Genomic DNA, 11,691 nt, shown 5'->3' with positions numbered 1-11,691 from the left:
CATTTCTCAAACTTCTGGAATCTATGCCTCTGGCATGAACGCGGTTCCTCCTACTCTCATTCCCCGCAGCGATTCGCTGCCGGGCGTCCCGCATTTTGCGGATACTTTCGACGGGGCAACGGCCTCGCGCTGGGCGGCCCTGCAGGATGCCGCGGCAGTAGTGGCCCATCTTGCCGGAATTGAAGGCGAAAACCTCTCGGCGGAGGTTTCCGCCTTCCCCGAAACCATCCGCTACGCCGGCGCCTGGCGCAGGGAACTCGCAGAAAAAGGCATCGATGATCTTGCCGCCATTCTGGAGCCGGGCATTACGGCCTTGCTGGCAGTGAATGCGCGCGGGGCAAATACGCAAGCTGCCGCGCTGGCCCTCTGGTACGAATTCGTCGCAGCGCGCAGCGCGCTGCTCTCACTCGCGCCGCACGACGCCTGACCGGCCCATCCCGAAACAGGGCCCGGACGAAGGGCTGAACGCACTTCGGCGCAAAGCCGGTTGACCGAGTTCCCCATATGTTCCATTTGCGGGACATGGGCGATTCACCCGCGACATTGACTGCTGAAGAGGAAGCGGCCGAGCGCCATGCGCAGGCTGTGGCGCGTGGCATTGCGCGGCTCTTTGCCCGCAACGACATCTGGTGCCTTGCCGAAATGCCGTTACGGAACGGAAGGCGGGCCGATCTGATGGGAATCGACCCCAAGGGGCAGATCGTCATTGTCGAAATCAAGGTTAGCCGGGCAGACCTGCTGGGCGACGCCAAGTGGCCGGATTACCTGGACTTTTGCGACCGGTTCTTCTGGGGCCTGCCACCGGAGCTGGATCGCGCTCCATTGGAAACCGAGACATTCCTGCCCGGCACATGCGGCGTGATCGTGGCCGATGGCTATGATGCAGAAATCCTGCGCCCTGCCCCTTTGCAGCCGCTGGCCGCCGCGCGCCGCAAGGTGGAAGTGGAGCGGTTGGCGCGCACCGCCCTGCGCCGCCAGCTCGCTTTGCTCGATCCCCATGTGGGCCGCTGGGGCGGCGCCTGAGGCACCCACGCAAGGGCACCACGCAATTTCCTTGCTTTTTGCGGCAATCGCGCTTAGGTGCAGCGCAGCAATCGGCGTGCGGGACCAACTTCCCGCCGCGGTTCCGGCAGCGTGAGGACGCACGGGCATTCCCCGGTGTTCCGCCCGAACTTTCGATCGTTCACATCGCAAGCAAGCTGCCTTTTTCACGCAAGGTTCGCATTTTTGATCGAACCACAGGTCCGCCGGCCTTGAGCCCGTGCGGCCGCATAGAGAGTTTTCCATGTCCTATTTTTCCGAGCTTGGCCTTGCCGAGCCTATTCTTCGTGCATTGAACACGAAGGGCTATTCCGATCCCACGCCGATCCAGCGCCAGGCGATTCCCGCCCTGCTGGAAGGACGCGACCTGCTGGGCATCGCCCAGACCGGCACGGGCAAGACGGCCGCCTTCTCTCTGCCTTCCCTGCACCGCCTGGCCGAAAATCCGGTTGGCCGTTTCAATGCCGGCTGCCGCATGTTGGTGCTTTCCCCCACCCGCGAACTGGCCGCCCAGATCGCGGAAAACATGAAGCAATATGCGCGCTTCCTGGACCTTTCGGTGCAGTGCGTGTTCGGCGGCGTGCCCGTGGGCAAGCAGGCCCGCGCCCTGATGCGCGGCTGCGACATTCTGGTCGCCACGCCGGGCCGTCTGCTCGACCTGATCGACCAGCGCGCCCTGACGTTGCGCCATGTCGAAATCTTCGTACTGGATGAAGCCGACCAGATGATGGATCTGGGCTTCATCAAGCCGCTGACCCGTGTTGCTGCCCTGCTGCCTGAAAAGCGCCAGAGCCTGTTCTTCTCGGCCACCATGCCCAAGGCGATTGCCGAGCTTGGCAAGCGCTTCATCAAAAACCCGGTGCGCGTGGAAGTGGCCCCACAGGCCACCACAGCCGAACGGGTGGAGCAATATTCCACTTTCGTGGACCAGAAGGAAAAGCAGGCCCTGCTGACCCTGCGCCTGCGCGAAACGCTGAATGATGGCAGCCTTGAGCGGACCATCGTGTTTACCCGCACGAAGCACGGCGCGGACCGGGTGGTGCGCCACCTTTCCGCAGCGGGCATCGATTCGGCGGCGATCCATGGCAACAAGAGCCAGGCCCAGCGCATCCGCGCGCTGGAGAGCTTCCGCCAGGGCCATGTGAAGGTGCTGGTGGCGACCGACATCGCCGCGCGCGGCATCGACGTTTCGGGCGTGAGCCACGTGTTCAACTTCGAACTGCCCAACGTGCCGGAACAATATGTCCACCGCATTGGCCGTACGGCGCGCGCCGGTGCAGACGGTATCGCGATGAGCTTCGTCGCGCCGGACGAGAAGGCCTATCTGCGCGACATCGAAAAGCTGACCGGCGTGAAGCTGACGCCGATGCCTCTGCCGGAAAGCTTCCGTGCGGAAATGGCCCGTCTTCCCCTCCCCCCGCGCGCAAAGCCGGAAGAGGAACGCGAAGAGGGCCGGGGCGATCGCCGCAATTCGCGTGACGGACGCGGACAGCGCCGAGGCGGCGAAGGCCGCGGCGAAAACCGGGGCGAGCGTCGTGGCAGCAGCAATGGTGGTGGCACCGCCAATGGAGGCGGACAGCGCCGTGATGCCGAACGGCGCGAAGCCGCCCGCAAGTTCATCACCCCGCGCCATCCCTGGCCGAATTCCGATGAAAGCCGCGAAGGCAAACAGGCCCGCAGCGGCAATTCGGGCGCCCAGCAACAGAACGGCGCACGCGCCGGAGAGCAGCGCCGCGAAGGCCGCAAGGGCCCTGCCCGCGCGGGAGAATCGCGGACGGGCGAACGTCGCGGCGATGCCCGCCCCGATCATCGGGGCGAGCGCCGTCAGGGCGAACAACGTCACGGCGGCGCCAATCGCGGCCCCCGCAACGAAGGGCGGACCGAAGGCCGCACTGAAGGCCGCCCCGAAAGCGGCCAGCGCCCGCAGCGCCGCCGCGCTCCGCGCCAAGGCTGAAGCCTGCTGCATCAGGCCTGATTAGAATGTCAGGCGGGCTGTCCTACTTGCGATGCAGGTGGTAGGGAGCCCGCCATGATTCCACACCCAGCCCGGGCCGCTCAGCCAATCCGCCATAGGGCAGGTATTGCGGCGCCATTGGCCGCGATGGACTGTGTAACAGGTGTAACACCCCCCGCTGGCCGCCACTGCTCTTGCCGGAGCACAGGGCTATGATGGCGATACTGCTTTCCGCCCTGACGATGACATTGATCGTGGGGGTGCGCTATCTCGTCACCAGCGGCGCCTTTGCCTGGGCCACCCAGAGGGTTCGCCCCGGCCTCTACAAGGGCCTTTCCCCCCAGATTCGCATGGAAATCTTCTGGTCGATCGCGTCAGCAGGGATCTACGGCGTCCCGGCGGGCATTGTCGCCTGGGGTTGGCAGGAGCGGGGCTGGACCCTGATCTATACCGGCTGGACCGAATATCCCCTGTGGTATCTTCCGGTCTCGCTTTTCCTCTATCTCTTCCTGCACGATACCTGGTTCTACTGGACCCATCGCTGGATGCACCGCCCGGCGGTGTTCCGCGTGGCCCATGCGGTGCATCATGCCAGCCGTCCGCCAACGGCCTGGGCGGCCATGAGCTTTCACCCGATAGAGGCCTTAACCGGCGCAGTGGTGATCCCGGCCCTGGTATTCTTCATTCCCATCCATATCGCCATGCTGGGCACCGTTCTGGCGATCATGACAGTGATGGGCGTCACCAATCACATGGGCTGGGAGATGTTCCCCCGCGCCCTTGTTCATTCCCGGCTGGGTCACTGGCTGATAACCGCCAGTCACCACCAGCGTCATCACGAGAATTACCGATGCAATTACGGCCTCTATTTCCGTTTCTGGGATCATCTGTGCGGCACGGATCGCGGCCTCTCGCAGCCCTGACGCTGGCGCTGGCCGGCACGGCGCTGCTGACGGGCGCGACGAATGGCGGCACTACCGTAACCATCACCGTCACCGATCTGCGTAACGCCAAGGGCGTGGTGCGCGCCTGCATGACGGACAACGTCAAGGTATTTCCCAAATGCCGGGAAGATCCGAAGTCCTTCCGCGCGGTGGTGAACGCAACCGGCCCCGTCACGTTCAAGTTCGAACATGTACCGGCGGGCAGCTATGCCATCGCCCTGCTGCATGATGAGAACAATAACGGCAAAGCCGACCGGGCACTGATGATGATGCCCAAGGAAGGCTATGGCTTCTCCCGCGATGCCAAGGTGAAGATGGGCCCGCCCAGCTTCACCTCCGCCGCCTTTGAAGTAGGTGGCCAGCCGCTCAGCCAGACGATCCGGATGCGTTACATGCTTTGAAGGGGCAAGTGAGGCCGGGGTGCTTGCAGCAATCAAAAAGCACGCCTAGGGCCATGGCCGTGGCGGATATGGACAGCACTCAATTCGGCGAACCTTCAGCGGCAATAACCGCGGAATCGCCCTTCGCACCGTTCCGCTGGCCCGTGTTCCGCAAGATCTGGATGGCCAATCTGGCATCGGCGCTGGGGAGCATGATCCAGATGACCGCCGCAGCCTGGCTGATGACGGAACTGACCGATTCGCACCTGCTGGTGGCGCTGGTGCAGGCATCGGTAACCGTGCCGGTGCTGATGTTCGGCATCTTCGCCGGCGTGATCGCGGATAATTACAACCGCCGCAAAGTGATGCTGACGGCCAATATGGGGATGCTCGTCCTCTCCGCCATCCTGGCCGCGCTGGCCTGGGCGGATTTGATCGGGCCTTTCTCCCTGCTGTTCTTCACCATGGCCATCGGGGTTGGCTTCGCGCTCAATGGCCCTTCCTGGCAGGCATCGGTGCGCCAGATGGTGCCGCGCGAGGACTTGCCCCAGGCAATCTCGCTCAACACCGTGGCCTATAATGCCGCCCGCAGCGTGGGCCCGGCCATAGGTGGCGTGGTGCTTTCGATCTGGGGGCCTTCCACGGCCTTCACGATCAATGCGCTGAGCTATCTGGCGCTGGTGTTCATCCTGCTGCGCTGGCGCCCCCAGATGCCCACGCGCGCCCAACGCCAGCGCATGACAGCGGCCATCGGCGCAGGCCTGCGCTTTGCCGTCAGCAGCAGCCCAGTGCGCCGGGTGCTGATGCGGGCGCTGGCCTTCGGTATCGGTGTGATCAGCTTCCAGGCATTGCTGCCGCTGGTCGCGCGCGAACAGCTCAAGGGCAGCGAGATCGGCTTCGGCCTGCTGTTCGGCGCCTTTGGCGTCGGCTCGGTGATTACGGCCTTGTGGGTTGCAGGGGTGCGCCGCCGATTCGGGCCGGAAGCGATCGTCAGCGCAGCCAGCGTCATCGCCGCCACGGCCGTTACCCTGCTGGCTTTGGCGCCCAATATCTGGGTAGCAATGGTGGCCGCCTTCATGGCGGGCTGCGGCCATGTCTCGGCCATGACCAGCCTCAACGTATCGATCCAGATGCGCAGTCCGGACGAATTGCTGGGGCGCAGCCTTTCGATCTTCCAGTCGATGATGTTCGGCGGCATGGCCCTGGGCTCGGCGGCATGGGGCACATTGTCGGACTTCTGGGGCACTCCCAACGCCTTGCTTGCTTCGGCCGCGTGGCTGATTCTCTCGCTGCTGGTGCTGCGCGTAGTGGCTCCCATGCCGCACATCGGCGAAGGTCTCGCGCCGCCCGCCGTCTGATGCGAATCGAAGTAATTCCCGGAAAACTGACGTCGATTAGCTGACCGAATGACGTCAGCCGTAAAGTCCGGCACAACTTAACAGTAATTTTACCATGTCGCGCCAAAACGGCATCCAGACGATGCAAGGGGGCTTTTGGGCCATGGACACGCTGAGAGGCAGTTTGGCCGATCCCGTCGGGGCTGGCAGCGATAGCGACGCATATGATTCCGCCGATGACGGTGCCGCAAGCGAGCCGCATCCCGGCCCGATCGGCCGGGACGAGCGCCGGATGCAGGTGCGCGCCTATAATTTCTGGGCCAGCCTTCTGGATGACCGGAACTTTCCTTCCATCGAAGATCTTGATCCCGATGCGCTGCCCGATTTCGGGCCCTACAGCGTGTTGCTGGACTTCACGGCCGGCGTGGAGAATCCCGGTATTTCGCATCTCGGCGAGAAGCTGGCTGAGGAATGCGGCGCCGAAGGAGTGATCGAGCATCTCTCCGACGTGCCAAGCCGTTCCCTGCTGTCGCGCATCACCGATCATTATATGCAGATTCTGGCCAATCAGGCCCCGATCGGGTTCGAGGCCGAATTCGTCAATCAACGCCGGCAGACCATTCTCTATCGCGGGATCCTGCTGCCCTTCTCCAGCGACGATGACACGATCGACTTCATTTATGGCGTCATCAACTGGAAGGAACTGGCCGACCAGCGCGCCACGGACGAGCTGATGCTCGAAATCGACCAGGCTCTGGAAGACGAACCCACTCCGGTGCTGCCGCGCCCTGCCGACCAGCCGATCGAAAATTGGGCGGACGGGCCAGCGGCCGAGGATGTGGTCAACCTGCAATCCCGCGATGCCATCCCCAGCCTGGATGAAGCCCTTCTGCCCGTGCCGCATTTCGGTGGTGGCAGTTTCGACGCGGCTCCGCTTCCCGCCTCCGACCCGATTGCGGGCGGGGAAAATGTGCCGAGTTCCATCGACCTTCCCGAGATGGACGAGGCCGAAATGGGGCTGGGCGACTGGCTCGCCTCCGCGCGCGAATTCGCGCAGATCGCCACTTCGAACGAGGACCGCACGCGGGCCGCGCTCTATGATGCGATCTCCCGCGCTTACGATTTCTCGCTCGCCGCTGCGGCAGACCCCGATGAATTTGCCGAACTGCTGGAGGCATCCGGCCTGGCGGTGCAGGATCGCGCGCCGATGACGCCGATCGTGAAGCTGGTATTCGGCGCTGATTACGACAAGACGCGCCTCACCGAATATGCCGCCGCGCTCAACCATGCGCATCGTCTGGGTCTGGAACGCGGCACATTGGGCCAGTTCCTGCGACAGGCACAGGGCGGGCTGAAAGGCGTGGTTGCGGCCGAAAGGCTGCTGCGCCGCGAAGAGGCCGGAAAGCCGTCCAGCAGCGCTTCTACCGAGCCCAACACGGCAATCGTGCGCGAACTGCGCAAGATCCAGCCTGCCAGCTTCGAGGACCTTCCCGATGAGGGTCATGAATTCGGCCTGGTGATGATCCGCCGCATGGCCACCGGCGAAATCGCGGTGCTGGGGGAAATCTCCGAAGATGTAGTGCTGATCGAAAAGGCTGCGCGAGCCTTGATCCGCTGATCGACACAACGCTTGCCTTCCTGGCGGAAGCGGCCAAATCTGGCAGCGCTTCAGCGTCGGTTCAGCCGCTTAAACGATAGCAGGAAGGCAATGCGCGCACCTATCCGGATTCTGGCCCGTCTGGCCGCCCTGCTTGCCGCACTGCAGTTGGCGATCCAGCCCGCCGCTGCGCAATCGATCTTGCGCGATGCGGAAACCGAGAAGCTGTTGCAGGACATGGTCGACCCGCTGGCCGAGGCTGCGGGGCTGGGCAGGGGCGCGGTCGAGATCGTGCTGGTGCAGGATAATTCGATCAACGCCTTCGTGGCCGGTGGGCAGAGGATCTATATCCATAGCGGGCTGATCAACGCGGCTGACACGGCCAATGAAGTTCAGGGCGTGATGGCCCACGAGCTGGGCCACATCACGGGCGGACATATCATCCGCAGTTCCGAGGGCATTTCCGAGGCGACCAATATCACCATCGTCTCGCTGCTGCTGGGCGTCGCCGCGATTGCGGCAGGCGCTGGCGAGGCAGGCATGGGCATCCTGGCAGCGGGTCAGCAGGCCGCGATGGGCAAATATCTGGCCTTCAGCCGGGTACAGGAAAGTTCCGCCGACGCCGCGGCCGTGGATTTTCTTTCCAAGGCGGGCATTTCCGGCCGGGGCTCCATCGAATTCTTCAAGAAGCTGCAGAATCTCGAATTCCGCTATGGCGTGAGTCAGGACGATGAAGCCGGCTTTTCGCGCACACACCCCCTCACCGGGGATCGCATTACCAATCTCGAACGGGATTATCAGCGCGATCCGGCCTGGAACACGCCGAACAATCCGCAGCTGGAGGAGCGTTTCCAGCGCGCCAAGGCCAAGCTCTATGGCTATCTTGCCAAGCCGCAGGACACTTTGCGCGCCTATCCAACCACGATGACCGGCATCCCCGCCCGCTATGCCCGGGCCTATGCCTATCACAAGGATGCGCAGGTGGATAAGGCGCTGACGGAGACCAGGGCCCTGATCGAAGCCGATCCGCAAAATCCCTATTTCCTGGAGCTTGAGGGCCAGATCTTGCTCGAATCCGGTCGCCCGCGTGACGCGCTGGAGCCACTGCGCGAGGCAACGCGCCTCACCGGTAACACGCCACTGATCGCCACGACCTTCGGCCATGCCCTGATCGCTACCGAGAACCAGTCCAATTTCGAAGAAGCCGAACAGGTGCTGAAAGCCGCCGTGACCAAGGACCGCTACAATCCCTTCGCCTGGTATCAGCTGGGGGTGGTCTATGCGGCGCGCGGAGATATGCCGCGCGCAAGGCTGGCCAGTGCGGAACAGCAATCGATGAGCGGCCAGATGGCCATGGCCCTCACCAGCGCGGAAGCTGCTGAAAGGGGCCTGCCCACTGGCTCGCCCGACTGGCTGCGCGCGCAGGATATTGCGATGGCCGCGAAAGCGGAGCTTGAACGGCAGAAGAAGCGCAAGTAGCGCTCTGCCCCATGGCTTCTTCATCACGCTTCGGCGGCATCCTGCCCATCGTGGCAATCGTCTTCGGTTCCGCACTGCTCGGCTTTGCCGGCGGCTGGGCGTGGCAAGCCACCGGCGCGGGGCGCGGGGCGACCGAAACCATCGTGCGTGACTATATTCTGGATCATCCCGAAATCCTGCCCGAGGCTATGCAACGCCTGCAGCAGCGCGAGATGCAGGCTCGGCTGGCGCCGCTGCGCGGGGCGATCGAAAACCCCTATCCAGGCGCGGTGCTGGGCAATCCCAACGGCAAGATCGTGTTGGTCGAATTTTCCGACTATGCCTGCCCCTATTGCCGCCTCAGCGTTCCGGAAGTGGAAGCTCTGATCGCCGCGAACAAGGATCTGAAGGTCGTAGTCCGGGAAGAGGCGGTGATCTCCCCCGATAGCGACGATGCCGCGCGCATGGCGCTGGCCGCTGCCGATCAGGGGCGCTACGCCGCCTTCCACAAGGCGATGTTCGCCAAGGACCAGGTCGTGCCGGCCACTATCGATGCAGCCGCCAGTGAAGCCGGGCTCGATCTGGCAAAAGCCAAAGCCGACATCGCCAGCGGCAAATATGAGGTCGAAATCCAGAACAACCAGCGCATTGCCGAAGCGATCGGTTTCACCGGAACTCCTTCATGGGTAATCGGGAACGAAGCACTTTCAGGCGCCCAGTCGCGCGATGCGCTGGCAGCAGCCATCGCGCGGGCAAGTGCCGGCAAATAAACTCCATTCCCGCAATCGGCATGGCCCGGGCTGACCGGGCAAGCCACGCCAGCGTTTGGGACCGACCGGGCAATTTCCCCACAATCCAGGGGACTCCTTGCACGAGGCAACGCAAAACATTCTGACGCTCAGGCGAATTTTGGGCTAGAACATCACCATGGCCGTGCTGCCTTCACAACCGACCCCGTTCTTCGCGAACAAGAGCCGGGCTTTCTGGCATCTCCAGTTCGCCGGCTGGGGCGGTATTTTCGTATTCCGCTCGGTCTCCGCGCTGGCGAATTCCCAGCCGCTCAGCTTCCTGGTCATCATCCTGATCGCAGCGATCACGGGCTTCTCGATCAGCCTGTTGCTGTCTGTAGTCTATCGCCAGCTGATCCATCGGCGGCCGGTCATCACCTGGACCTTCAGCCCGCTGGCGCTGGGTGTGGCAGTGTGTCTCTATTGCTTCATCGATGCCTGGGTAATCGGGCTCTATCGGCCTACCAGCGACGCCAGCTTTGCCCAATTGTTCCTGGGCGTGTTCTATATCGACATGACCCTGCTGGGCGCATGGTCGGCACTGTATTATGCCATCAATTACTTCCTGCAGGCGGAAGAGAATGCCGATCAGCTCGCCCAGATGCAGCTGCAGGCAACCACCGCCCAGCTGGCGATGCTGCGCTATCAGCTCAATCCGCATTTCCTGTTCAACACGCTCAACTCCATCTCCACGCTGGTGCTGCTCAAGCAGACCGAGCCCGCCAATGCGATGCTGACTCGCCTTTCAGCCTTCCTGCGCCACACTCTGGTGAACGAACCGGGCAGCATGGTGACCGTGGAAGAGGAAGTGGAGACCCTGAAGCTCTATCTCGACATCGAGCGGATGCGCTTCGAGGAGCGGCTGCGCACCGAATTTCGCATCGACGATGCAACCCGCAATGCCTTGCTGCCGTCGCTGCTGCTGCAGCCGCTGGTTGAAAATGCGATCAAATATGCCGTCTCTCCGCAGGAGGAAGGGGCGGAGATCAGCATTTCGGCGCGGCTCATCGGGCAAAGGCTTCGCGTCACCGTGGCCGACACCGGCCCGGGATTGCAAAGCGCGCGCATGGGGGCGAACTTCTCCGGCAACAGCCCGGGTAGCGCGGGCGTGATGTCTTCTACCGGGGTTGGGCTGACCAACATCAGGGATCGGCTGGCCCAGGCTTATGGTGACGATCACGTCTTCGAGACCCGTACACCGGCGCAAGGCGGTTTCACTGTGGTGATCGAGATCCCATATGAAGCGGCCGAGCAAGAGGAGACAACTACCCTGCCGAAACCGCAGAGCAAGCCGGCACAGGCCGGATACACACCGCAAGGCGCCCAATCCAATCAGGGCCAGCAACCCGTCCAACGCGAAATGGGGCTTGGCGCATGAGCATCCGCACAATCATCGTTGATGACGAGAAACTCGCCATCCAGGGCCTGCAATTGCGGCTCCAGGAATTCACCGACGTCGAAGTGATCGACACTTGCGCCAATGGGCGCGAGGCCATCCGCAAGATCAAGACCGAGAAGCCCGATCTGGTCTTCCTCGACATCCAGATGCCCGGCTTTGACGGATTTTCCGTGGTGAAGGGCGTGATGGAGATCGAGCCGCCGCTGTTCGTCTTCGTGACCGCCTTTCAGGAACATGCGATCCGCGCCTTCGAGGCGAATGCGGTGAACTATCTGATGAAGCCGGTGGACGTGGACAAGCTGGCCGACACGATGGAGCGCGTGCGCACCCGTCTGGCCGAGAAGCGCTCCGCCGAAGAGGCTGAGAAGCTCAAGGAAGTGCTTGCCGAGGTCGCCCCCGATGCGGTCGAAAACCTCGTCGAGGAAGATGATGGCGCCGCATCCCGTTATGAGAAGCTCATCAACGTCAAGGATCGCGGCCAGATCTTCCGCGTGGACGTCGATTCGATCGAGCATATCGAGGCCGCGGGCGACTATATGTGTATCTATACCGGCGACAATTCGCTGATCCTGCGGGAAACCATGAAGGATCTCGAACGCCGGCTGGACCCGCGCACTTTCCAGCGCGTGCATCGCTCCACCATCGTCAATCTCGACAAGGTGCGGCAGGTAAAGCCCCACACCAATGGCGAATGCTTCCTTGTGCTGGAAAGCGGCGCACAGGTGAAGGTCAGCCGCTCCTATCGCGATGTGGTGGCCCGCTTCGTTCATTAAGGGCATTGCGAGCCGAAAGA

Annotated in this window: 11 protein-coding genes; all 11 read left to right on the top strand. The window is 63.0% G+C overall.

The genetic code is table 11. The features are described from left to right. The first annotated feature begins 34 nt into the window (after positions 1-34). Positions 35-427, top strand: coding sequence for a hypothetical protein (locus H0274_RS09275; protein WP_226794884.1), 393 nt, complete (start codon positions 35-37; stop codon positions 425-427). A gap of 95 nt (positions 428-522) precedes the next feature. After that, positions 523-1,023: an MmcB family DNA repair protein gene (locus H0274_RS09270; protein WP_226794882.1), complete on the top strand. Its 501-nt coding sequence runs from the start codon at positions 523-525 to the stop codon at positions 1,021-1,023. A gap of 262 nt (positions 1,024-1,285) precedes the next feature. Then, on the top strand, positions 1,286-2,995 hold the full coding sequence (locus H0274_RS09265; protein ID WP_226794880.1) for a DEAD/DEAH box helicase: 1,710 nt from the start codon (positions 1,286-1,288) through the stop codon (positions 2,993-2,995). A gap of 212 nt (positions 2,996-3,207) precedes the next feature. Continuing rightward, positions 3,208-3,918, top strand: coding sequence for a sterol desaturase family protein (locus H0274_RS09260; RefSeq protein ID WP_226794878.1), 711 nt, complete (start codon positions 3,208-3,210; stop codon positions 3,916-3,918). Next, positions 3,885-4,340 (top strand): DUF2141 domain-containing protein, encoded by a 456-nt coding sequence (locus H0274_RS09255; RefSeq protein WP_319018218.1) that lies wholly within the window; start codon positions 3,885-3,887, stop codon positions 4,338-4,340. The genes H0274_RS09260 and H0274_RS09255 overlap by 34 nt, the downstream gene beginning before the upstream one ends. A 53-nt stretch (positions 4,341-4,393) precedes the next feature. Next, complete coding sequence (locus tag H0274_RS09250) at positions 4,394-5,677, top strand: MFS transporter (RefSeq protein ID WP_461395895.1); 1,284 nt, start codon at positions 4,394-4,396, stop codon at positions 5,675-5,677. Positions 5,678-5,819: 142 nt separating this feature from the next. Next, positions 5,820-7,274 carry a PAS domain-containing protein gene (locus tag H0274_RS09245; protein WP_226794876.1) on the top strand — a complete coding sequence of 485 codons (1,455 nt, stop codon included), beginning with the start codon at positions 5,820-5,822 and terminating at the stop codon, positions 7,272-7,274. Positions 7,275-7,364: 90 nt separating this feature from the next. Then, positions 7,365-8,732, top strand: a complete 1,368-nt coding sequence (locus tag H0274_RS09240) for a M48 family metalloprotease (protein WP_226794874.1) — start codon at positions 7,365-7,367, stop codon at positions 8,730-8,732. An 11-nt stretch (positions 8,733-8,743) separates the two neighbouring features. Then, positions 8,744-9,481, top strand: a complete 738-nt coding sequence (locus H0274_RS09235) for a DsbA family protein (protein ID WP_226794872.1) — start codon at positions 8,744-8,746, stop codon at positions 9,479-9,481. 157 nt (positions 9,482-9,638) lie between these two features. Further along, positions 9,639-10,877: a sensor histidine kinase gene (locus H0274_RS09230; RefSeq protein WP_226794870.1), complete on the top strand. Its 1,239-nt coding sequence runs from the start codon at positions 9,639-9,641 to the stop codon at positions 10,875-10,877. After that, a complete protein-coding gene (locus H0274_RS09225) occupies positions 10,874-11,671 on the top strand; it encodes a LytR/AlgR family response regulator transcription factor (protein WP_226794868.1) in 798 nt (265 codons plus the stop codon). Before H0274_RS09230 ends, H0274_RS09225 begins: the two co-directional genes overlap by 4 nt. The last annotated feature ends 20 nt before the right edge of the window (positions 11,672-11,691 follow it).

This window comes from Fulverythrobacter ferritrahens, from assembly GCF_020539485.1.
GTDB classification, from domain to species: Bacteria; Pseudomonadota; Alphaproteobacteria; order Sphingomonadales; family Sphingomonadaceae; genus Andeanibacterium; species Andeanibacterium ferritrahens.
This window is presented reverse-complemented; position numbering and strand designations above follow the sequence as displayed.